Consider the following 22,647-nt stretch of genomic DNA (forward strand, 5'->3'; position numbering starts at 1 on the left):
TCGGACAAATGTGATGAAACTCAACGAAGGCTTTCTGAACTCAATGCACGAAGCGATGACTTTGCTGCGTACCCGCGGCGTTGCCGAAGCGACAGAAGCGATACAACGCGCACTGCGAGGGGAAAGCGTCGGTGCAGTGAACGAAACTGCGTCGCGGGACAAGACGCCAGAGCCCGTTGTCTTCCCGTTTGCAAAGACCAAGGACGCGACCGCGCACAAGGCGCGAGAAGACTGCATTGACGTGGAGGAACGAGGACATTTCATCACGCTTGTGTATGCGAATGCCGCCGGTCGCCGTCAATATCGGCTGTATGTGCCGGCGGGGGGCGCCGGCGAGCCGCTGCCACTGATTGTGATGCTGCACGGCTGCACGCAGGATGCCGACGATTTCGCAGCAGGCACGCAGATGAACGCGCTTGCCGAGCGGCATCGATGTCTCGTAGCTTATCCGGTGCAACCGCGGCAGGCGAATCCGTCGAAGTGCTGGAACTGGTTCAAACCTGACGATCAGCATCGCGAGCGCGGCGAGCCGTCGCTGATCGCAGGCATCACGCGCGAAATCATCTCGGCCCACAATGTCGACCCTGCGCGCGTGTACGTCGCGGGGATGTCCGCCGGGGGCGCAATGGCGGCGATCATGATCGCGGAGTATCCCGAGCTGTATGCCGCGGTCGGCGTGCATTCCGGTCTTCCGGCACGGTGCGCGCACAATATACCCTCCGCGCTCGCGGCGATGAAAGGCGGCAAGCACCCCCGAAACGCACGGCGCGTGCAAGGCGATACAGACTTGTCACCGAGACGGCCCATGATCGTCTTTCATGGTGACGCGGATGCCACCGTTCACGTAGCGAATGCCACGCGGCTCGTGCAGAGGTTCGACGCACGGCCGGACGCCGGCAGCGAACGGCGTCGGGTCGACGCGGGCCGACGCGCCTGTACCGTCTCGCGGCTGGTTTCCGACGACGGTATCGACGCCGAGTTGTGGACCATTCATGGCGCAGGGCACGCTTGGGCAGGCGGCAATGCACGAGGCAGTTATACGGACGCTACTGGTCCGGATGCGAGTGCCGAAATGCTGCGCTTCTTTCTTGATCATCCGCAACGACAATAGTGCAGGCCTCTCTTGTGGTTACTATGATTGCGACGGAGTGGCGTCCGCTGTGCATGTAGAGCAAGTCCGCGTGCTCAATTGCATAAAGGCTGCCCGATGAATCACTTCCGGAGCGAATCCTCGGCGGCAGGTCGGCGAAGCCCGGATTTGCGCCGCAATCAACGTACGGCGGGTTGCCATTCAATTGGAGACATCCACGCAGCGCTGTCGCATCGGCATCACCTTGAACCAGACAGCCTCAACGATTCCCGGGGGTCAATACTGGAATGCCCCAAAAACTCCGCCGGTTGAACGTCAAAAGCCGGCCCTCGACGGCCCCACCTTGATCATTTGGCACCCAATAAGCCCTGCTGCCAGCGGCGACCGGCCGCCCGATTCGAACCGTGCCCCGACGGCCCTACGGTCGGCCAGTCACGCGCTGCACCATCGCGTAGAGCACCGACATTTGCAAGCCGCTCTTGAGTGCGTAGTTCGGGTCGTATTGATTGGAGTAGCCCCACCAGTCGAAGCATGCATTCGGGTTGGTTGGCCCCGGCGCAGACGACGCAATCGTGTCGGGATACACGACCACCAGTTTGTTAGTGTCGGCCCATTCGTTGAGGCCGGCCTCGGTGACCCAGCGGTTTCCGATAAGTGATGCCTCCTGCAGACAGCCGTGGAGAGCGAGCACGAATCCGCACTTGTTCCCTTGCGCGCAGGCTTTGGGAACAAAAACGCTGCCTGTCGAGCTCATCGAAAGGTTTGGCGACGCTCCGAACTCCGTCTGATCGAATGAAGACAGCGTACCCGACAGCTTTCCGTTGTTGCGCGGTTTCAATGGACCGAGGAACATCGTCAGCCACGTTTCTACTGAATCGTAGACTGCGCCATTTGCCAAGCAGCGCACCATGTAGGGACTCCCGAGCGTGCCGCATGCAAGTTCGCCGTCAGGCGATTCCCAGCCGTGCTCGGCGGGATAGGCATTGTCAAAGTGAACATTGGCCCCATAACGTCGGTATTCCGAGTTGAGGTCGGCCATCTCGAGCGGATTGACGACCTGGTCTTGCGTGCCGGACCAGAGGTAGACGGGCTGTTCACGCAGATTCGTCGCCGGGTCGATGGTACCGAGGGACGATTGCGCGTCCAGATACGCCTCGGATTCCGTAAGCGTGCTCTTGTACGACGCCTGATTCGACGGAAGCGTCAAACCGCCACAGTTTGCCAAAGCTGTCGCGGCTCCCCCGGCGCCGGCACACCAGTACACCCCGCCCGCGTAGACAGCGGCCCCTTTGAAGGTCGAAGAGTGGGCAACATGCATCTGCACCGCCGCGAAACCGCCAGACGAAATACCGGCGACGAAGACCTTCGTCGGGTCGATCCGATAGCGCTGAAGTTTAACGATCGTGGACGCGACCGATCCACCGTCCGCGGTGGGGCTGCCGGTGGCGGCTAACGCCTTTGCCGATGCACCGGCATCCGTACTGGCGGAATCGCCACCACCGCCGCACCCGGCGAGGCCGATCGCTAACACAGCTGCCGACGCTAACCGTAGGCCTAACGCCATCGTCATCATTGTCGTCTCCTCGTCGGAGCGGAATAAAATTGGTGACGTCGCTGCGCCCGTCGAATTACCGGCCGTTTCAGCTTCCGCCTAAGACTCGCTAACGCAAGTCATCGACAAAGCGCGAACAGACGATTGCGGCGTGCAATGCGCGCGGCGATACTCGGCAGATCAGCAAAAATCGCTCCTGCAGCGCCTATAATCGCAGGCCTTATCAGCATGAAGCTTGTCCGGACGGCTGACCACGCTAGAGCCATCAACGCTTGCGCGACTCCAGTCGATTTGACCGTCCTCTCGCAGCCGGCTGAGCATCGCCAGGCGCAATCGTTCAGCACATACAGGATGCCGTTGAGCGCCGCCCGGTCATCGACCGAACGGCGCCGTCCACCTCGATGGACGGCTTGAATTCCGGAACCAGCGGCTCAGCGCCAACCATAATTCGTTGCTTACTGTTCTTCTCGCCATGCCCGCAAACGTACCGCATCAAGAGCCAACGGTCCTATTGCGTTAGCCGCTCCAAGCGAATGGCCGTTGCACTCTCCTGAAGCGGCCCTTGCTTTCTCGCTGGGTCGAAGAGCCGTAGAGGGTCGATCAGGGACATTTGAAACGCGCGCGCTCAGCGCCTTGTCATCGACAAAAGGCTACTGAGCATCAGCGGCGAGCGCGGGGCCGACCAGTCAGAAGCGGCCGGCGACGACGCGCTTACCTATGCGCAGGAACGGATCGTCGGCGCTTTTTGCACCGCCGCATGAAACGCCCCCGACGACAACCCTTTGACGCACGCCAGGATTTGTACTCGCTGCAATTTGCCCGCTGCTTCCCTATAAATAAAAGAGGACGAGCGAGCAAACCGTTCGCGTCCTGATGGCCCATTGCTGGCAAACATGCTGCAGCCGAATCTCAAGTCGACTTTGATCCATCGAAGATCATGTATCGGGTCGATCGCATCCCTGCGCGCGAGCGCACTGGAACGCTCGGCGCTATCACACGCGCGAAATAATTTCTTCACAGTGCAAGGCACCATGGGAGGTGCGCTGTGCTTAACCTTAGCCAATCGACCCACTCAACCCTGTCTCGCATCGGGTTTTACACCGCCGTAACAACGGCATGTCTGACCGGTTGTTCCTGCGCGGACGCAGCCGCAGTCGCCACTTCTCCGGCAGCTGCTTCCGCGGTTGCTCCTGCATCAGCGCCACCTTCGGCGCCCGCCACCGCGCCAGCGAGGGAAAAGAGCGCTGCAACCGCCAGCACGGCGGCACCAATCGACTTTCCGGCGGTCGTCGAGCGCTATGGGCCAGCGGTTGTGAATATCCGCGTGACAGTGCCGGTGAATGCGCCCGCGAGCGCGACGCCTGCTTTCGGTCCCAGTGCCGAAGCGGTCGACGGTGACGACCCCATCTTCGCGTTCTTCAAGCAGGCCTTGCCACAATCGCCAGACGGCCAGGGCGCTACGCCGCGCGCGATGTCGGGCGTCGGATCGGGCTTCATCGTGAGCCCGAACGGTCTCATTCTGACGACGGCGCATGTCGTCGATCAGTCGGGTGACGTGACCGTGCGTCTGACCGACCGGCGCGAGTTCAAGGCAAAAATCGTGGCCGTCGATACGCAAAGTGACATCGCCGTGATCCAGATCGACGCGACGAAGCTGCCTACCGTCAAGCTCGGCGATTCGGCGCGCGTGCGCGTCGGCGAGCAGGTGCTGACGATCGGTTCGCCAGACAGCTATCAGAACACGGTCACGGCGGGCATCGTCAGCGCGACGTCGCGCACGCTCGCCGATGGCAGCACCTTTCCGTTCTTCCAGACGGACGTGTCGCTGAACCCCGACAACTCGGGCGGTCCCGTGTTCAACCGCGCGGGCGAAGTGGTCGGCATCGACGTCCAGGTGTATGCCGATAGCGATCGCCTGCAGAGCCTGACGTTCGCAATCCCGATCAATATGGCGAACAAGGTGCGCTCGCAGTTGCAGGCTGAGCAAGCCCAGCAGGGCCAGCCAAGCGCGCAAGACAATGCGCGCAGCAATCTGGGCATTCAGGTAGAGGACGTCGATACGAATCTGGCGAGCGCGTTCGGCCTGCCGCGCGCGGCGGGCGCGCTGGTGACGTCGGTCGACCCGGGCAGTCCGGCGGCGGCGAGCAATCTGAAAACGGGCGACGTGATCGTGCAACTCGCCGACAAGCCTATCGACCACGCGGCCGATCTAACCGGACAGAACCCGGCGTTGCAGACCGGAACGAAAGTCCCGCTGAAGCTGATCCGCGATCACAAGCCGATGACGGTGATGGTGAATATCGGGCCAGCGTCGCAACAGGCGAACGCAGGTGCGGGCGGGGTTGCAGGCCCAAGCTCTGACGCCGGCTCGCGGCAGTTTCACGCGCTTGATCATCTTGGCCTCACGATGCATTCTTTGACCGACCAGGAACGGCACAGCATGGACCTTCCTCAAGGCCTGATGGTCGATGACGTGTCGGGGACAGCGGCCGCTGCCGGCATCAAGCCGGGCGATGTCGTGCTGTCGTTGAACGGCACGCTGGTCGCGTCGCAGGATGAGCTGGCGTCGCTCGCGGCAAAGGCTGGCAAGAAGGCAGCGTTGCTGATCCAGCGCAATCACGCACGAAGCTTCGTCACGGTCGACCTCAAATAAAAACCGGAGTGTGAGAGCGGCTAATCGATACACGATTCCCGCCTCGCATGCCGACGCGGTGAACACATGTCGCTAACGCCCCGGGTGAGGGACGATCACGACGGATCGCAGACCGGGCATATTCGCACAGCGTGTGTCAACCCTCTGCATAGTGGCCGCTGTGCTTCGAAAACGCTCATTTGGTACCGGGCATGGGGGCCGACCGACTTGGGTCGTGACGGCTCATTCACCGGCTGTGAGAGCTGCCATTCGTCGACGCCGGTTTGTGAATGTCCGCAAAGCAAGGTGCGGCCGCCGCAGGGCTCCTAATCACCGCCCGTCGGCTATGGCCGATGACTTGTCCTTGAGTGACGGCACGAAATGACCGTTCCGCTCTGATGCCCGTCCTTGGAAACGCCACGGCTCGACCGGCAGTAAAGGGTCGGAAGCCGGCGTAAAGAGCACGCGGGATTCGGAGGGCACTTGCGTGTCGATCTGGGGCGATCGCGTCAACTACGGACCGGTCACATCTGCTCCCTTGGTTGACGAAGTGTTCGGCTGTTCGAATCTCTTCATCCCTTGGAAGTCATCCTTCAGAAACGTCGCTTGCGCTACGTTCCGGGGCCACCGAGTGGCTCGCCATCTGGCTATCCACGCTCCATCACCGACAACGCGATCTCCTTCTGCGCCTCGAGACTCGCGAGTTGCTTTGTCAGCGACGCACGTATCGATTCGTACGCGGATTTGCCCAGCGCAAGCCGTAGCGGAGGGGACGGGCTGTCGATCGCGGTGATTATTGCGTCGACAGTTTTCGCCGCATCCGCAAAATCGAAATTGCCAGCGTCGAGCGCGCACCGGATTTCACCGACGGGCGTGTCGTCGTACACGCGCATCGGCGCCGCGCGGTCGAGACCCGCGCCAAAGTTGGTGCGCGTAGGACCGGGCTCCATGATCACGAAGTCGATGCCGAACGGTCCGACTTCTTGCGCGGCAGCTTCGACGAAACCCTCGATTCCCCATTTCGTCGCGTGATAAATGCTAAAAGCCGGATAGCCGATTCGGCCGCCCTCCGACGACACCTGCACGATCCGTCCGCCGCCCTGTTCCCGCAGACGCGGAATGACCGCGCGTATCAACTGGATCGACCCGGTCAGATTCGTCTCGATCTGCCGTGCAATTTGGGCGTCGTCGAGCTCTTCGGCCGCGCCGAACAGCCCGTAGCCCGCGTTGCTGACGACGACGTCGATGCGCGCGAGCGCAGCAAATGCCTGCGCTACAGCGGCTCTGATTGCATCGACGTTCGTCAGGTCGCAAGTGACGACCTCCAGTCGATCGCCGTGTTGCTTGCGCAGATCGTCCAATGCGCCGGGCCTGCGCAGCGTCGCGACAACGCCGTCGCCGCGTGCCAGCAGCTTCTCCGTCAGCCCACGCCCCAGCCCGCTCGATGCGCCCGTGATCAGCCAGTTCTTCGTCATGCTCATGCTCCGTTGGAAGGATCAGGAGTTCATGCTAGAACAATGGAATTCGTCGGAGAAGCCAGGCCGATCGGCATGACGTGTTGAAGGAAATTCACCAATGGGCAAACCGACTCTCAACGATTTGCAGGCGTTCATGGTCGTCGCCGCGCGGCGGAGCTTCGTGCAGGCCGCAGGCGAACTGGGCGTGTCGCGTTCGGCGCTGAGCCATGCGATGCGCGGCCTCGAGAACGATCTGGATGTGCGCTTGCTGCACCGGACCACGCGCAGCGTATCCCTGACAGAAGCGGGGGAGCGTCTGCTTGCACGTCTGCGCCCTGTGCTGGGCGATCTCGATCACGTGCTCGACGATGTCGCGCGGGAAGATGAGGCGCTTCGCGGCACGCTGCGCATCAATGGAAGCGACGGGGCGATCCGTCAACTGCTCCGGACTGTCGTGCCGCGCTTTCTGGCGACGTATCCGCAGATGGAGCTGGATCTCGTCTCGGACGGACGTTTCGTCGATATCGTCGCGGAAGGCTTTGATGCAGGCGTAAGGCTCGGTGAAGCGGTACCCAAGGACATGATCGCGGTACGGGTCAGCGAGGATTTACGCTTTGTTGCAGTGGCGTCGCCGCGTTATCTGCGCAAGCATGGCCGGCCTGCCGTGCCGGACGAATTGCAGGCCCATCGCTGCGTCCGGCAACGTCTGCCCAGTGGCAAACGCTATCGATGGGAGTTTGCGCGTCACGGTCAGGCCTTCACGATAGATCCGCCCGGCGCGCTCACGATGGACAGCAATACGTTGATGATCGAAGCAGCACTGGGGGGACTCGGTATTGCATACGTACCCGAGCCGTATGCGCGCGACGCGATGGCACGCAAGCGGCTCGTTGCGGTGCTGAGTGATTGGTGCCCGCTCATTCCCGGACTGTTTCTCTATTTTCCCGGAAGCCGACATATTCCCGCCGGGTTGCGGGCATTCATCGAGCTGGTGCGGCAACTGCCCGGCAGCGTGTCCGAGCCGTCGAGGTAGCTTCCGCGAATCAGCAGCTTCGCAAGGCCTTTGATGCAACCGTTAGCTGAACTCGAGCTCAAGTCGTAACTGGATGAAAACAGTCATGAGGGTGGTCGCCATCGAACGACCTGATCGGGCAGACCGGCGCGGACTGCCTCGGGCAGCGGAAGGCCATTTTCTGCCGTTCGGCTACGCGCCGGCGCTGACGCTCCAACGGCTGCTATGCCCCGGACACCAGACTGTTGTCCGGTGCCCCTTTGAGCCGGTCACGCCGTATCGCAGGCTCCATGCTGGTCTTTCCATGTACGGTATCGGCGTCAGTTGCCTCAGCTGAAACACAGCGTCTCAAGTCTATTTCGCTCGCTTCACGCGCCAGGTGTCGCACGTTCAATTCCGTGGCACCGCAGACAACGCTCCAGCCCGGGACGGCCAGGATCAGTCATGCGCTGCCGAGGCGCAAGGTGCAACACAGGCTGCGACTCGGCGTCGGAATGACCGCTTTGCGCAGCCACGGATTACCATTCACCGACGCCGGCTTGCGAGCGGCGTCTGGCCGAAGCTCCCAGCCGCCCCTGGCCCAGCCGCATTAGTACACCGCAAAGCACACCCCGTCAGCCACGCTCCAACCGCCTGCGTACCGTCCCCACCAACCTGTCAAACGGCAATGTACTCGCAGCCAGCGCACTGACCGCAGAAAAATTCTCCCTCACGATATCTGTCAACACCTGCCCCGGCGGCGCCTCGACCAGCACCTGCGCGCCCATTTCCTGCATCACGGTCAGCGCATCGAACCAACGCACGGTGTAGCGCATATTGGTCGCAAGATCCTCGCGAATCGCATCGGCCGTATATAACGGGCGTCCACCGCGATTGCCGATATAAACACCGCGCGGTCTTTCGAAATGCAACGTGCGCGAGTACGCCAGCAGTTCGTCGCTCGCACGCGCGAGCAATTCGCAATGCGAGGGCACGCTGACCGCGAGCCGCGTGGCCTTGCGCGCGCCGGCCGCGAGCGCGCGTTCGATGAACCCGTCGAGCGCATCGTCCGCGCCGGCCATCACGATCTGGCGCGGTGCATTGACGTTGCCGATATACACGCGTTGCCGTTGCTCCGCGGCCTGCTGTGCAACGAGCGTTTCCGCCTGCTGCTCGCTCAAGCCGGAGACGGCCGCGAGACCATAGCCGGCCGGATAAGCGGTTTCCATCAGCTCGGCGCGTCGCTGCACCATCTTCAGCGCGTCGCGGAACGCCACCGCGCCACAACTGACCGCCGCCGCATACGCGCCGATCGACAGTCCCGCGCTGATCTCCGCCGCCAATCCTTCATCGGCGAGCGCGCGCATGATCGCGACGCCCGCGACGGTCAAGCCCAGTTGCACCGCGACCGTCGAATCGAAAGCGTCGGATGAGTCGAGCGTCAGCACGTCGATGCCAAGTGTGTCGGAGGCTTCAGCGAGCGTGTCCTGTACCGCGCGATGCTGCGGCAGTCGATGCAGAAAGCCTTCGCTCTGCGCACCCTGGCCGGGGAACAGAAGCGCGAGCATCAGGCAATGCCATTGTGAACAACCGCCGCCCAGGGATCGGCGATCAAGCGGGGGCCGCTCGCATCGCGGGCAAGCACGCGCGCCTTGCCTGCGGCCCATTCCGCGAGCGCCACGCCACCCGCGGGCGTTTCGAGTTGCGCATCGATGCGGATACCGATATGCGCCGCGAGCGTTTGCAGTTGCTCCAGCAAAGCACTCGCGACATTCAGCGCCAGCGGTTGCGGCACGCGGATCAACAGATCGAGGTCGCTCGTTTCGTTGACAGTAGGCACGTGCGTCGCCAGTTCAAAGCCGGTGCTGCCAATAGGTCCCCAAGCGAATCCACCAAGCGGACCGCCCGAATCACGTTGCAACGAAAGCAGTGCAACGAACGAGGGCAATGCATCACGTCCGGCATCGGCTTGCGTCTGCGCGAGCGATTCCGGCGGCACGGCACCGACGATATCGTCCGCATGCACCCATGTGCCGTAGCGTTGCGCTCGCTTCGCACCGCGCACGCCGATCGCGACGAAACCATCAGCGGCGAGCGCGCGTCGGACGACCGCATACGGCGCGCGTTCGAACGCGTCGCGAACCCACGCTGGTTCGTCATCGGGCGAGTCCAGCCGCCGCAAGCGCAGCAGATCATGCGGCCGCCACCGCGCGTCGCACGACGTGGCGTGCACGGTGGAGAAGGGCGCAGCCCCACACACGCGCATCACACGGCATCCCATTGTTCGGCAAGACGCCGCCGCACCTCGATCGACGCCGCGCGAGTCTGCCGCGCCGCCGCCGATTCCAGCCGTCGCGCAAGCGTACGATCCCCCTCGCGCGCGCTGCGAATCTGCTCGACCAGCACCGTGCGCACGCGCTCGATCTGTGCCGCGTCGGGCGCGTCCGCGTCGATGCCTTCGATCAACTGATCGAGCAACCCCAACTTCGCGAACGACGCCATCGAATACGACATCGGCACGATCGTGTCGCCGAGTTCGTCGAGTTCTTCGACCGTGCGGCGCGTGACGCGCGCGGCCGCTTCCTTGCCCATCGCGTGGACCATCGTGCCGGGCGCGTCGAGCGCGACGATGCGGTTCGCCTGATAGCCGTGCGCGAGGAACGCGCCGGACATCGCCGGACCGACGATCAGCGCGATCAACGGATGGCCGGCGTCGCGCGCGCTCGCATAGGCGTCGACGGCGGCCGCGCAGGCGAGGTGGATGCCGAGCATTTCCTCGCGATAGCCGTACGCCTGGCTCTTCACGTCGACGATGGCGACGATCGGGCGGCGCGTGCTAGCGCTTTTATCCGCTTCGATTGCTTCACGCACCGCGCGCGCGAGTTGCCAGCCTTGTTCGAGCCCGACCACGTTGGTGGTCGCGCGCGGAAAACGGTTCGCGGGATCGGGCACGACCGTGATGAAGCGCGCGGTGTCGCCGCCGAGCGGCGCATCGCCGCTCCAGACGGGCGCCGCGCTCGACGGTTCACCGGCAAGTGCATTGAACCAGCGCGCGCCGCGCGTGAGTGTCGTGTCGTTCATGCCAGCTCCTTGTTCGACGCATCGCGCCCTTGCGGGTTGTACACATCACGCAGCGTCTCGGGCGTGACGCTCGCCGGATCGATCCGCGCGAGCCTCTGCAAGAACATGCCGACCTGCTCGCTGCGATGCGTGGCCGGCACGCCTTGGGCGAACGCGGCGCGTACGGCGGCGCGCACGGCCTCGGCATCGTCGTCGACGAGCGTGTCGGCGAGCGCGCTCGCGACGCGCTGCTCGCCGCCGATCAGTTGCCATACGCGGCGGCGATCGCTCGCATCGAGTTCTTCGATACCGGCTTCCTGCTCGATCACTTCAGGTCCGTTCATGCCGACCCGTCCCTGCTTCGTCACGATCAGATACGAGCACAGCGCGGCCGCGAGCGACATGCCGCCAAAGCAGCCGACCATGCCCGCGATCACGCCGACCACTGGCACGCGCCGGCGCAGCGCGACGATCGCCGCCTGAATCTCGGCGATGACCGCAAGCCCAAGGTTCGCTTCCTGCAACCGCACGCCGCCGGTCTCGAACAGCACGACCGGGCGCACGCGCTTGCCACGCTCGCAGTCGCGTAGCGCCATCTCGAGCGCCGCGGCGATCTTGCTGCCCGACACTTCGCCGATGCTGCCGCCCTGGAACGCCGATTCGATCGCGGCGACTACGGCCGGTTCGCCGTCGATCGCGCCGCGCGCGATCACGCAACCGTCGTCGGCCTGGCAGACGATGCCCTGCAAGGGCAGCCACGGCGACCCGATGCGATCGAATGGTCCGAGCAGTTCGCGGAAGCTGCCCGCGTCGAGCACCGAGCGGGCGCGCTCGCGCGCGGGCAGTTCGATGAAGCTTTCGCGCAGCAGCGGCGCGCTATGTACGCTGGCGCTCGTGCTCATACGCTGTCTCCTTCCTCGGCCGCTTCGACCGCTTCGGCGAGCCGCAACGCGACCACGCCCGGCGTCGCGCCGAAGTCGTTGATCTCGATGTGCGCGGCGCCGTCGTAGCGCGTGAAGAAGCGGTCGAGCACGCTCTTCCAGATGTGGCTATAGCCGTCGACGCTGGTGCGCACCACCACGTGCGCGGCGAGCGCCGAACCGCCTGGATCGGCGGCGGCAGGCGACAGCAGCACTTCCAGATCGCCCGAGCCGACCACGCCGACGTGCGCGCGGGTGGTGACGGCGCGTTGCGCCGGATAGTCGAAGGTCAGATGTTCCATGAGGCTCAGCTCCGGCTGGCGTCGCGATGCGCCAGCATGTCGAGAAAGAGGGTGGCGGCGAGCAGATCGGCCGCGCCGCCTGGCGATGCGTTCAGCGACAGCAGTTCGCGTTCGAGCGCGTCGAGCGCGACGCGGCCCGCGGCTGTCGAACTGCCGCCCGCGTCGAGCACGCGCCGCGCGCCGCGCTGCCCCGCATGCAAGCCGGCGAGTCCCGCGCGATGCAGCAGGCAGGTATCGTCGAGCGTGCTCATGATCGCGAGCAGCGCATCGATGCGCGCGGCGTTTTCGTCGAGACCGCGTGCGCGGGCTGCGTGCAATGCCGGCAGACCGACGTCGAGCGCGTGCGGAAAGCCGTCCTGCGCTTCGCGCCGCGCGCCGCCGACCTGATAGCGTCGACGCGCGCGTTCGCCGTGGCTATCGGACGAAGCGGCGAAGCGATCCGGGAAGCAGGCGATCTGCGCGGCCAGCGTGCAGACGCGCGAGGTATCGACACGGTTGGGATCGCCAGGTCTGTGCGCACGCATGGAGGAACTCGAAGCCGTTTCGAGCGCCACGCCCGCAACAAGCAAGCCGATGATCCAGATCGCGCCGCGATGCGCATTGCTCCCTCCCGTCGCCTGCATCATCTCCTGTTCGCCCGCGCGGCCGATCTGCGCGAGCTCGGCGCGCAGCAGCGCAGAGGGTTCGCCGCGGCGACGCGCCGTGCGCGCCAGCGCCGCGAAGGTCGGTTCGAGCGCGTGCGCGGAGCGCCGCATGATCGCGAGATCGAGGTCGCGATGCGCGCCGCTGCCGCGCCGATCGACGAGCGCGGGCTTCGGCGTGAGCTCTGCCTCGTCGATCAGCGCGATGATCGCGTCGCGCGCGAGTTGGGCGTCGGAAAACGGCGCGACCGGCGACCTGCCACATGCATCGTGTAGGACCGAAGCATGCGGCGCGTCCAACCGTTCAGGAAGAACAGCAGCGGACGCCATCGTCACCAGCTCCGGAAGCGCGCGGGCGGTGCGTACAGTCCGCCCGACCACGTGACCAGATCGTCGATGCTGCGCGCCGCGAGCAGCGAACGCTTCGCGTCGCCGCGCCGGATGCCGAGATCTTCCGGATACGCGACGATGCCGCGCCGGCGCAATTCCGCGGTTTTCTCGGGCTTCGCGCGCAGACCGATCGGCGTGACACCGGCCACCGCCGCGACCGCCGCACGCCGCTCGTCGATGCCTTCGGCCTTGTGCAGATGCGCGATGCCTTCCTCGGTGACCACATGGCTCACGTCGTCGCCGTAGATCATCACCGGCGCGATCGGCATGGCGTTTTTCGCGCCGACCGCGACCGCGTCGAGTTCATCGACGAAGGTCGGCTCGCCGCCTTTCTTGTACGTTTCCGCGAGTTGCACGACGAGCTTCTGGCCACGCGACACCGCGCCGTCGCCCTTCAACAGCTTCAGCCACGCCTCGCTCGAATGACGCCGGCCGTGCGGATCGTGGCCCATGTTCGGCGCGCCGCCAAAACCGGCGAGCCGTCCGCGCGTGACCGTCGACGAATTCGCGTCCGCATCGATCTGCAGCGTCGAGCCGATGAACAGGTCGACGCCGTATTGCCCGGCCAACTGACACAGCACGCGGTTCGAGCGCAGGCTGCCGTCGTTGCCGGTGAAGAACACATCGGGGCGCGCCTCGATATACGCCTCCATGCCGACCTCGCTGCCGAAGCAATGGATGCTGTCGACCCAGCCCGATTCGATCGCGGGGATCATCGTCGGGTGCGGATTGAGTGTCCAATTGCGGCAGATCTTGCCCTTGAGACCGAGCGATTCGCCGTAGGTGGGCAGCAGCAGTTCGATCGCCGCGGTATCGAAGCCGATGCCGTGATTCAGCGACGTGACGCCATACGGCTCGTAGATGCCGCGTATCACCATCATCGCGGTCAGCACCTGCAAGTCGCCGATATGACGCGGATCGCGCGTGAACAGCGGCTCGACCGCGAACGGCCGGTCCGCCTGCACGACCACGTCGACCCACGAGCCCGGAATGTCGACGCGCGGCAATTCGTCGACGATCTCGTTGACCTGCACGATCACGATGCCGTGACGGAACGCGGCGGCCTCGGCGATCGTCGGCGTGTCCTCGGTATTCGGGCCGGTGTACAGATTGCCGTGACGGTCGGCCTTGTCCGCGCACAGCAGTGCAACGTGCGGCGTCAGGTCGACGAACATGCGCGCATACAGCTCGACATACGTATAGATCGCGCCGATTTCGAGCTGGCCGTCTTCGAGCAGTTGCGCGACGCGCAGACTCTGCGGCCCCGCGAACGAGAAATCGACCTTGTGCGCGATGCCGCGCTCGAACAGCGTCAAGTGCTCAGGACGACTGATGCTCGAAATCAGCAGATGCACGTCGTGCAGCTTGTGAGGATCGACCGTGGCGAGCGAGCGCGACAGGAAGTCGGCCTGCTTCTGGTTGTCGCCTTCGAGCGCGACGCGCTCGCCGGGCTGGATCAACGTTTCGAGCGCATCGACGATGCGGTGCGTGGGCAGCATGCCGTCTTCGAGCCACGGCGCGATGGCCGCGAGGCGGCGGTTCTTTTCGTCGCGCCGGGTCGTCCACGAGCGGGCAGTGGACCGCGATGCGGCGGCTTCGGCGGGGTGGTTCATCGGCTCGGTCATCGGTTCGATCAGCTCCCGGTGGTGACGCGCGGGCGTCGGCCGCGCGGCTTCGGTTGATGCGCAAGCGCTTCTTCGCGCGCGCGCTCGGTCAGGAAACGATGCAGAAGCTCGCCGGTGCCGAGCAGATGCGCGACCACCAGCGACTGCGCGGTCGCGATATCGCGGCGCTCGACGGCATCGAGCAGCGCGGCGTGCTCACTGTCGGACTCGCCCTTGTACGACGGCAAGCCGAACTTCAGGCGCAGATAGCGTTCGCCGCGCCGGTGCAGCAAGCCGATCATGTCCTCGAGCTGCGGCCGGCCGGCGGGCGCGTAGAGACACATATGGAACGCGGCATTGCGCGTGACGTATAGCGACGGATCCTCTTCGCGCTCGGCGGCGCGGCACAAGTCCCTGGCTTCGCGCAGCGTCGCGGCGGTGTGATGCGGAATCGCAAGGCCGAGCGCGAGACTTTCGAGCGCCGAGCGGATCTCGTAGATCTCGCGCGCTTCGTTGGCGGACAGCGGCGCGACGGTCGCGCCTTTATGGACCGCCGCGCGTGCCCAGCCCTCGCTTTCGAGCTGGCGCAGCGCCTCACGCACGGGAATCGCACTGACCGAGAAATGCCGGGCAATTGCGTCCTGGCGCAGCGGGGCGCCAGGTGCGAGCGTGCCGTCGACGATCGCCGCGCGCAGCGCCTCAGCAATCATGTGCGAGGTGCTTTCGCGCGGCGCGGCGGCCGGAAGAAACGAACCGGACATGGCGGCGTCCAGGGGAAAACCTTCAGTTGCGTCGGTCATAGTATCAAATATTATATATAAAAAGACGCGCATTTCAGCGCGGGCAAACCCGGAAGTCTTGACCCACATTCCAGGCAGGTGCTCGCGCCGTCCTCTGAATGAGTTGTACGAGGACATTGCCGATCAATCAACGTCGTCGAGCCATCTCCAAGCGCGCCCGTCCCTTTCTTCGTTACGTTCAACTATCGTAGGCCGGAGGAGCATAATGAATACAGTAACCGACCGACGAGCGGTCGCGCGTCAGCGCACACCGCTCAATCGTTCGCAGATCGCAGGGTTCTGGGGAGCGTGGGCCGGCTGGACGCTCGACGGCATGGACTCGTTCATTTACGCGCTGGTGCTCACGCCCGCGCTGACCGAGCTGTTGCCGCGTTCGGGCTTCGCGGCGACGCCGTCGAATGTCGGCCTCGCGGGATCGATCCTGTTCGCGCTGTTTCTGGTCGGTTGGGGACTGTCGTTCATCTGGGGACCGCTCGCCGATCGCTTCGGCCGCACCAAGGTGCTCGCCGCCACCATCTTCACGTTCGCGATTTTCACCGGGCTCGCCGCGACCTCGACCAATGTGTGGCAGCTCGGTATTTATCGCTTCATCGCGGGCGTCGGGATCGGCGGGGAATGGGCGCTCGCGGGCACCTACGTTGCCGAGGCCTGGCCGGAGGATCGTCGCAAAATGGGCGCCGGTTATCTGCAGACCGGCTACTACGCGGGCTTCTTTCTCGCGGCTGCGCTCAATTACACGGTCGGCGTGCATTTCGGCTGGCGCGCGATGTTCCTGACCGGCGCGGTACCGGTCGTCGTCGCGATTCTGATTCTGCTGCGCGTGAAGGAGCCGGAGAAGTGGCAGAAAGCAGACGCAAAGACGGTGCGCGTGAAGCCGTTGCGCGAGATCATGGGGCCGGCTTACCGGCGTCGCACATGGGTCGCGTGCATTCTGCTAACCATCGCGATCATCGGGCTGTGGGCGGGCGCCGTCTACGAGCCGTCCGCGGTGATCCAACTGGCGGCGCGCGCCGGCATGTCCAAGGGCGATTCGATTCGCACCGCGTCGCTCGCGACCGGCTTGCTGTCGATCGGCACGATCCTCGGTTGTCTCGCGCTGCCGCCGCTGGCCGAGCGCATCGGCCGCAAGATGACGCTTGCGGTGTACTTCGCGGGGATGGCGGTGTCGATCGCGGCGAGCTTCGGTTGGGCGTTCTATCTGCCGAACGGGCTCGCGCCGTTCATCGCGTGGCTGTTCGTGCTGGGCTTTTTCGGCGGCAACTTCGCGTTGTTCAGCCTGTGGCTGCCCGAGCAGTTCGAAACCCGCGTACGCGCGACGGCGTTTGCGTTCTGCACGTCGTTTGGACGCTTCGTCGGCGCCGGCGTCAACTTTGTGCTCGGCGCGGCGGTGCTGCATATGCAGACGCTCGGCGTGCCGATCGCGTTGACCGCGCTCGTGTTCGTCCTTGGCCTGTTCGTGATTCCGTTCGCGCCGGAGACGAAGGGCGAGACGCTGCCGCAGTAAGAACCGGGCAGGCGGCGCGCTTTACTTCGCGTGACTGCGTGCCCGCCCACCCGGATGGAGCAGCGTCAGCAACGGCCAGCCGAGATTGACGCCGAGACTCGCGACGACGATCAGCGCCATGCCCGCCAGTTGAGACAGCGATAGCGCACGGCCATACACGAGCGCATCCACGACGATCGCGGTCAGCGGATAAACGAACAACAGCACCGCGATCACTGGCGTGCTGAGCTTGGGCAGCGCGCCGTAAATCAGCACATACGACAATCCCGTGTGCAGCACGCCCATGCCGAACAGCCAGAACCACTGCATCGGACCGATATGCATGAGCGTCAAAGGCGCGATGAGCGGCGCGATCAGCGGCAGGCAGATCACGCCGACCGCGCATTGCGTGAGCGTCAGCAGATGCGGGCGCATTTCGCCGAGGCTCTTCGCGATCAGCGTGACGCTCGCATACAGCAGCGAGCCGAGCAGCGCTTCGCTCAAGCCGATCAGATAGCTGCTGTGGCCTTGCAGGTTTCCGGCCGCGATCACGCCCGATGCGAGCACGAGCCCGACGAACGCCGTCGCGATCCAGCCGAGCCGGTCCGCGCCGAGCCGCTCGTTAAAGAGCGCCGCGCCGATCAGCACGACCCAGAACGGCTGCACATGAAACACGACGGTCGCGACCGCGATGCTGGTGCGATGAATCGCATCGAAAAAGCCGACCCATTGCGTGACCATCAGCACGCCGGAAATCAGCGCGAGCGCGACCGTGCGGCGCGTGAACTGCGCGCGCGTGAAAAAGCCCTTCCACGCGCAATAGGCGGCGAGCGAGAGAAAGCCGAACAGGCAGCGGAAGAACACGAGCGTCAGCGCATCGAGCCGCGCCTCCTCGACGAAAACGCCGATCGTGCCCATCAGCAGGCCGCCGCTCGCCAGCGTGATCGCGCCTTGTTGACGTGAGGTGAGGGACATGCGCAACGACTCCGAAACATGATGCCCGCGAGTATTGCGCCGCTTGCGGCCTGTTCGCAAACGAATTAAATTGAGCAATTCCATAAGCCGGGTTGATAAATCGTGAACCCTGAATTCGACGTCGATCTGTTGCGCAGCTTCGTCGCGGTCGTGGAGGCGGGCAGCTTCACGAAGGCGGCGGCGAGCGTGCATCGCTCGCAGGCGGCGGTCAGCATGCAGATCAAGCGGCTCGAAACGATGCTCGGCACGACGCTGTTCGCACGCAACACGCGCAACCTGTCGCTGACGCGGCCCGGCAATACGCTGCTCGAATACGCGCGGCGCGCGCTTGCGTTGCAGGAGGAGGCGTGGTCGGCGATCGTGCGGCCCGAAGTGACCGGGCGGGTGGTGCTCGGCGCGCCGGACGACTATGTGTCGTCGCTGCTATCGCCGGTGTTGCGGCGTTTCGCGACGCTGTATCCGCGCGTCGAGATCGAGATCGTCTGCGCGCAGAGCACGGCACTCGCGCCAATGCTCGCGGACAACAAGATCGACCTCGCATTCGTCACGCGCGACCGCAGGATGCGCGGCGAATTCGTGCGCAGCGAACCGATGGTGTGGGTGGGGGCGTCTGTCGATACCCCGGTGCTGAAGGCCTCGCCGTTGCCGGTGGGGTTGTACGAGCCGGGCTGCGTCGCGCGTCAGCACACGCTGGCTGCGCTGGATGGCGCGCGCATCCGTTATCGCGCGGCGTTCAGCAGCGCGAGCCTGATGGGGCTCGTCGCGACCGTGGATGCCGGTTTGTCGGTGATTGCGCTGACGCGGTGCAGTGTGCCGCCGCGGCTCGCGATACTCGGCGATGCGCAAGGCCTGCCGAGAATCGCGCCGCTCGAAATCGTGGTCGCGCGCAGCGCGAAATCGGATCGGCCGACCTGCGATTATCTGGCGCAGCAGATGGTGCAGGATCTGTCGCTGCAGTAGCCGAGCGTGCCAGCCTTGGCCGTTCAGGCGCGCGAATAGGCGGTCACTTCACCCTCGACCGCGAGCCGCACGCGCTCACCCGGACGCGGGCACAGATATCCGGGCACGCGCGCGCGCACCATCGTCCGCGTCGCGGACTGCAATTGCAGCGCGACGCTTGCGTCCTGCCCCTGGAAGATCACGTCAGTGACGAGCGCGTCGTGCGCGGCGCCTGTGCGCGCGGTTTCATCGGCGCGCAGCAGGCGGATCTGCTCGGGACGCACCATCACGTCGACCGCACCGTGGCCGACGGGCGCGACCAGTGGGAGTTCGCCGAGCTCGCAACTCGCGCGATCATGTTGCGCGATGCCCGGCAACAACACCGCCTCGCCAATGAACGACGCAAGCTCGCGCGTCACCGGCCGGCGGTATAGCACTTCGGGCGTCGCGGTCTGGATCAGCCTCCCATTCCACAGCACCGCGACCTCATGCCCGAGCGACAACGCCTCGGACTGATCGTGCGTGACCAGCACGGCAGTCGCGCCGGCCGCGGCAAGCGCACTTGCGACCGCCAGGCGCGTTTCGACGCGCAGCGCGGCGTCGAGCGAGGAGAACGGCTCGTCGAGCATGATCAGCGTCGGCGTGGGTGCGAGCGCACGGGCGAGCGCGACACGTTGCTGTTGACCGCCCGACAGTTGCTGCGGCGCGCGCTCGCCAAAATGCGCGGGCAGGCCGACCAGCTCCAGCAACTCAGCGACGCGATGGCGCGCGCGGCGTTGCGTGCGTGGCAGACCGAACACGATGTTGTCCGCGACCGACAGATGCGGAAACAGCGCGCCTTCCTGCGGCACGTAGCCGATGCGGCGTTGCTCCGATGGTACGTGCAGGTTGTCGCCGACGACGCGCCGGTCATCGATCTCGACACTGCCGCCGTCCGCGCGCTCGAAGCCGCACAACAGGCGCAGCAGTGTGGTCTTGCCGCTGCCCGAGGGCCCAAGCAGTGCGAGCAGCGTGCCGCGCTCGACCGAGAGATCGAGGCCGTGCAGCACCGGGTGACCGTCGAACGATTTCTGCAGTCCGCGGATACGAAGTTCGCTCATGAAAATCCGAAGTAGTCGAACAAAAGCAGCGATGAAAAAGCCGGCGCGTGTCAGCCGCGCTCACCGGGCAGCGCCGAGCGGCCGAGCAGCGCGAACAGCAGCCCCGACGCGCACAGCGAGATGCCGGTCAGCAGCGCCGCATACGGGGCGGCCGCGGCGAACGCCATCGTCGACGTGTCGGCCCACACCTGGGTCGCCAGCGTTTGCGTGTCGAGCGGCGATAGCAGCAGCGTCGCGTTCAGTTCGGTGACGACCGAGATGAACACCATCGCCGCGGCAGCGCCGAGCCCGGGGCTCGCGAGCGGCAGCACGACGCGCACGAGCGTCTGCGTCCAGTCAAGGCCGAGCGCGCGCGCGGTTTCCTCGAGGCGCGGCTGCGCCTGCATGAATGCCGCGCGCACGCTGACGAGCGCGACCGGCATGAACAGGATCGCGTAGGCGACGATCAGCAGCGTCGCGCTTTGATAGAGCGGCTGCAGCGCATGCACGGCGAGCGAGACGATCGCGAGCGCAATCACGAGCCCAGGCACGCCCTGCGCGAGAAACACGGTGCGCTCGAACAGCGTCGCGAAACGCGTCGGATAACGCACCAGCAGAAACGCGAGCGGCACCACGAGCAACGTGGTCAGCGCGGCGGCCGCGAGGCCGAAACCCAGCGACGAACACGTCGCGTTCCACAGCAGTTCGGGCGATACGTCGGCGGGTGTCACGGCGGCCGCGCCCGGCTGCGTGAGCCAGAAGCCGATCATGCCGAGCGGTACGCCGAGCGTCGCAAGCGTCAGCAGCGCAAAGCCCGCGATGACGAGCCAGCGCCACCCGCCGAGTTCGTAGCGCAACACCGCGCGGCGCGTGCCGCGATCGACGCGCTCATAGCGCGCTGCACCGCGCACGCGAAACTCGAACGCAAGCACGACGAGGCAGATCACGATCAGCAGACACGCGAGCAACGATGCACCGCCGCCGTCGAAGCTGGTGCGAAATTCCGCGTAGATCTGCGTGGTGAACGTATGAAAGCGCAGCAGCGTGAACGCGCCGAATTCCGATAGCACGCCTAGCGCGACGAGCAGCATGCCGCCGAGCAGCGCCGGCCGCAGTTGCGGCAGCACGACGCGCGCGAAACTCGTCCAGCGGTTGCAGCCGAGCGCGCGTGCGCTTTCTTCGAGTGCCGGGTCCATGCCGCGCAGCGCGGCGGCGACCGGCAGATAGACGAGCGGAAAATACGCGCAGGTCAAGACCAGCAACGCGCCGTTGAAGTCCTGCAAGTCCTCGCTCAACGACACCCACGCATAGCTCGAAATGAAGGCCGGCATCGCGAGCGGCGCGGCGCACAGCACGGCCCACGCGCGCCGTCCGGGAAGATGCGTGCGCTCGACGAACCACGCGGCGGCCGTGCCGATCACCGCGCAAACGAGGGTAGTCGTGACGGTGATCAACACCGTATTGACGAGCAACTCGCCGACGAGCGGCCGCCAGATCAGATCGAGCGCGTCGCCGATCCCGAAGCTCGCCGCGCGCCAGAAGGTAAACGCAATCGGCAGCAGCACCAGCAAAGCGCTGAGTGCTGCCGCCGCAAAAAGGCCGCGCGGCGCGCGCGTCCGCCCGCGCGCCGGGGCTGGGGGGACAGCCGGCGGACCGGCTGACAGTGCTTCGCTCATTTACAGCAGGCCTGCCTGACGTAGCAGCTTGCCGGCGTGACTATCGTCGCCGAGCTGCTGGATCGTCAGCGTGGGCGGAGTCAGTTCGGCAAACGGCTTGAGGATCGGGTCCGGCGCGACACCCGCGTGCAGCGGATATTCGAACATCACGTGGCTGTTGGCCATCAGCTGCTGTGCGCGTTCGCTGACCAGATAGGCGAGAAACTTCTGCGCGCCGTCCGCGTTATGCGCGGACTTCAGCACGCCCGCGCCCGATACGTTGACGAGCGCGCCGGCGTCGCCGTGGCCGAAGTGATAGATCGCGCTGCGGGTTTTCGCATCGCCGATTTCCGCATGCAGACGCGACCAGTAGTAGTTGTTGATCAGACCGGTCGCGACCCCGCCGCGATTGACCGCGGCGACCACGCCTTCGTCATCGTCGAAGATCTGCGAGTTGGCTTTGAGACCCTTCAGCCACGCGAGCGTCTGCTCTTCACCCTTCAGGGCCAGCACCGCGCTCACGAGTGGCAGGAAGTCGGCGTCGCTCGGCGCGATGCCGACCTTGCCTTTCCATTCAGGCTTCGCGAGGTCGAACACCGATTGCGGCAGTTGCGACGGCTGCAGCTTCGTCGTGTTGTATGCGAGCACGCTCTCGCGCGCGGTCACGGCGACCCATACACCGCTCGGCGAATTGAAACGTGCCGGCACCGTGCCGAGCGTCGCTTCGTCGACCTTCGCGAGCAGCCCCTTTTCCTCGAGCAGCATCAGCTCCGGCGAGTTCTCCGTGAAGTACACGTCGGCGGGCGACGCCGCGCCTTCCGCGACGATCTGCGCGGCGAGCGCCGGGCCTTCGCCGTTGCGGATTTTTACCGAGATGCCCGACTCCTTTTCGAACTCCTTTGCGAGCAGATTGACGACCTGCTCGTGCTGCGCGTTGTACAGCGTGATCGACGCCGAGTGCGCCGCCGACGGCATCGTCGCGAGCGCGGTGAGCGACAGCGCGGCCATGCTGCCGAGCGCGCGCAGACGGGTGGAAAACCAGGAATGAGCCATGTTGCAGAAGTCCGTTTTGATTGT

The 22,647-nt window shown here is 65.1% G+C and carries 20 protein-coding genes and 1 pseudogene; 5 read left to right on the forward strand and 16 right to left on the reverse strand.

From position 1 onward, the window contains the following. Positions 1 to 13: 13 nt before the first annotated feature. On the forward strand, positions 14 to 1,111 hold the full coding sequence (locus OKW41_RS09805; RefSeq protein ID WP_429572322.1) for an extracellular catalytic domain type 1 short-chain-length polyhydroxyalkanoate depolymerase: 1,098 nt from the start codon (positions 14 to 16) through the stop codon (positions 1,109 to 1,111). Between the two features lie 397 nt (positions 1,112 to 1,508). On the opposite strand, the gene OKW41_RS09810 is transcribed toward OKW41_RS09805, so the two are convergent. The 3 genes and pseudogenes from OKW41_RS09810 to OKW41_RS09820 form a co-directional block, all read right to left on the reverse strand. Next, the gene (locus OKW41_RS09810; RefSeq protein ID WP_429572323.1) at positions 1,509 to 2,663 is read right to left on the reverse strand and encodes an extracellular catalytic domain type 2 short-chain-length polyhydroxyalkanoate depolymerase; all 1,155 of its coding nucleotides are present in this window, start codon (positions 2,661 to 2,663) and stop codon (positions 1,509 to 1,511) included. Positions 2,664 to 2,882: 219 nt separating this feature from the next. Next, positions 2,883 to 3,116 (reverse strand): annotated as a pseudogene (locus tag OKW41_RS09815) (IS5/IS1182 family transposase); the annotation flags it as partial. 241 nt (positions 3,117 to 3,357) lie between these two features. Continuing rightward, positions 3,358 to 3,660, reverse strand: a complete 303-nt coding sequence (locus tag OKW41_RS09820; RefSeq protein ID WP_429572324.1) for a hypothetical protein — start codon at positions 3,658 to 3,660, stop codon at positions 3,358 to 3,360. A gap of 294 nt (positions 3,661 to 3,954) precedes the next feature. On the opposite strand from OKW41_RS09820, the gene OKW41_RS09825 reads away from it, so the two are divergent. Continuing rightward, complete coding sequence (locus tag OKW41_RS09825; protein ID WP_429572325.1) at positions 3,955 to 5,295, forward strand: trypsin-like peptidase domain-containing protein; 1,341 nt, start codon at positions 3,955 to 3,957, stop codon at positions 5,293 to 5,295. 626 nt (positions 5,296 to 5,921) lie between these two features. On the opposite strand, the gene OKW41_RS09830 is transcribed toward OKW41_RS09825, so the two are convergent. After that, positions 5,922 to 6,749, reverse strand: coding sequence for an SDR family oxidoreductase (locus OKW41_RS09830; RefSeq protein ID WP_429572326.1), 828 nt, complete (start codon positions 6,747 to 6,749; stop codon positions 5,922 to 5,924). A gap of 100 nt (positions 6,750 to 6,849) precedes the next feature. On the opposite strand from OKW41_RS09830, the gene OKW41_RS09835 reads away from it, so the two are divergent. Further along, entirely contained in the window at positions 6,850 to 7,764 is a 915-nt protein-coding gene (locus OKW41_RS09835) for a LysR family transcriptional regulator (protein ID WP_429572327.1), read from the forward strand. 593 nt (positions 7,765 to 8,357) lie between these two features. Here the strand turns inward: OKW41_RS09835 and mdcH are convergent. The 8 genes from mdcH to OKW41_RS09875 are packed head-to-tail and all read right to left on the reverse strand — an operon-like array spanning position 8,358 to position 15,439. After that, positions 8,358 to 9,290 carry a malonate decarboxylase subunit epsilon gene (gene mdcH, locus OKW41_RS09840; RefSeq protein WP_429572328.1) on the reverse strand — a complete coding sequence of 311 codons (933 nt, stop codon included), beginning with the start codon at positions 9,288 to 9,290 and terminating at the stop codon, positions 8,358 to 8,360. Next, entirely contained in the window at positions 9,290 to 9,988 is a 699-nt protein-coding gene (locus tag OKW41_RS09845; protein WP_429573379.1) for a malonate decarboxylase holo-ACP synthase, read from the reverse strand. Before OKW41_RS09845 ends, mdcH begins: the two co-directional genes overlap by 1 nt. Beyond that, the gene (gene mdcE, locus OKW41_RS09850; RefSeq protein WP_429572329.1) at positions 9,988 to 10,803 is read right to left on the reverse strand and encodes a biotin-independent malonate decarboxylase subunit gamma; all 816 of its coding nucleotides are present in this window, start codon (positions 10,801 to 10,803) and stop codon (positions 9,988 to 9,990) included. The genes OKW41_RS09845 and mdcE overlap by 1 nt, the downstream gene beginning before the upstream one ends. Then, the gene (locus OKW41_RS09855) at positions 10,800 to 11,684 is read right to left on the reverse strand and encodes a biotin-independent malonate decarboxylase subunit beta (RefSeq protein WP_429572330.1); all 885 of its coding nucleotides are present in this window, start codon (positions 11,682 to 11,684) and stop codon (positions 10,800 to 10,802) included. The genes mdcE and OKW41_RS09855 overlap by 4 nt, the downstream gene beginning before the upstream one ends. Beyond that, positions 11,681 to 12,004 carry a malonate decarboxylase subunit delta gene (locus tag OKW41_RS09860; protein WP_184038621.1) on the reverse strand — a complete coding sequence of 108 codons (324 nt, stop codon included), beginning with the start codon at positions 12,002 to 12,004 and terminating at the stop codon, positions 11,681 to 11,683. The genes OKW41_RS09855 and OKW41_RS09860 overlap by 4 nt, the downstream gene beginning before the upstream one ends. Before the next feature lie 5 nt (positions 12,005 to 12,009). Beyond that, positions 12,010 to 12,975 (reverse strand): triphosphoribosyl-dephospho-CoA synthase, encoded by a 966-nt coding sequence (locus OKW41_RS09865; RefSeq protein WP_429572331.1) that lies wholly within the window; start codon positions 12,973 to 12,975, stop codon positions 12,010 to 12,012. A gap of 2 nt (positions 12,976 to 12,977) precedes the next feature. Further along, positions 12,978 to 14,648, reverse strand: a complete 1,671-nt coding sequence (gene mdcA, locus OKW41_RS09870) for a malonate decarboxylase subunit alpha (RefSeq protein WP_429572332.1) — start codon at positions 14,646 to 14,648, stop codon at positions 12,978 to 12,980. Between the two features lie 20 nt (positions 14,649 to 14,668). Continuing rightward, positions 14,669 to 15,439 carry a GntR family transcriptional regulator gene (locus tag OKW41_RS09875; protein ID WP_429446639.1) on the reverse strand — a complete coding sequence of 257 codons (771 nt, stop codon included), beginning with the start codon at positions 15,437 to 15,439 and terminating at the stop codon, positions 14,669 to 14,671. Between the two features lie 205 nt (positions 15,440 to 15,644). On the opposite strand from OKW41_RS09875, the gene OKW41_RS09880 reads away from it, so the two are divergent. Then, entirely contained in the window at positions 15,645 to 16,943 is a 1,299-nt protein-coding gene (locus tag OKW41_RS09880) for an MFS transporter (protein ID WP_429572333.1), read from the forward strand. A 21-nt stretch (positions 16,944 to 16,964) separates the two neighbouring features. Here OKW41_RS09880 and OKW41_RS09885 read toward each other — a convergent pair whose 3' ends face one another. Then, positions 16,965 to 17,897 (reverse strand): DMT family transporter, encoded by a 933-nt coding sequence (locus OKW41_RS09885; protein WP_429572334.1) that lies wholly within the window; start codon positions 17,895 to 17,897, stop codon positions 16,965 to 16,967. A 102-nt stretch (positions 17,898 to 17,999) separates the two neighbouring features. Here OKW41_RS09885 and OKW41_RS09890 point away from each other — a divergent pair, with 102 nt between their 5' ends. Beyond that, complete coding sequence (locus tag OKW41_RS09890) at positions 18,000 to 18,857, forward strand: LysR family transcriptional regulator (protein WP_429572335.1); 858 nt, start codon at positions 18,000 to 18,002, stop codon at positions 18,855 to 18,857. Between the two features lie 23 nt (positions 18,858 to 18,880). Here OKW41_RS09890 and OKW41_RS09895 read toward each other — a convergent pair whose 3' ends face one another. The 3 genes from OKW41_RS09895 to OKW41_RS09905 are packed head-to-tail and all read right to left on the reverse strand — an operon-like array spanning position 18,881 to position 22,623. Beyond that, a complete protein-coding gene (locus OKW41_RS09895) occupies positions 18,881 to 19,936 on the reverse strand; it encodes an ABC transporter ATP-binding protein (RefSeq protein ID WP_429446644.1) in 1,056 nt (351 codons plus the stop codon). A 50-nt stretch (positions 19,937 to 19,986) separates the two neighbouring features. Further along, positions 19,987 to 21,591, reverse strand: coding sequence for an ABC transporter permease (locus tag OKW41_RS09900; protein ID WP_429572336.1), 1,605 nt, complete (start codon positions 21,589 to 21,591; stop codon positions 19,987 to 19,989). Continuing rightward, positions 21,592 to 22,623, reverse strand: a complete 1,032-nt coding sequence (locus tag OKW41_RS09905) for an iron ABC transporter substrate-binding protein (RefSeq protein WP_429572337.1) — start codon at positions 22,621 to 22,623, stop codon at positions 21,592 to 21,594. Positions 22,624 to 22,647 lie beyond the last annotated feature (24 nt).

Source organism: Paraburkholderia sp. UCT70 (assembly GCF_050434085.1).
GTDB lineage: Bacteria > Pseudomonadota > Gammaproteobacteria > Burkholderiales > Burkholderiaceae > Paraburkholderia > Paraburkholderia tuberum.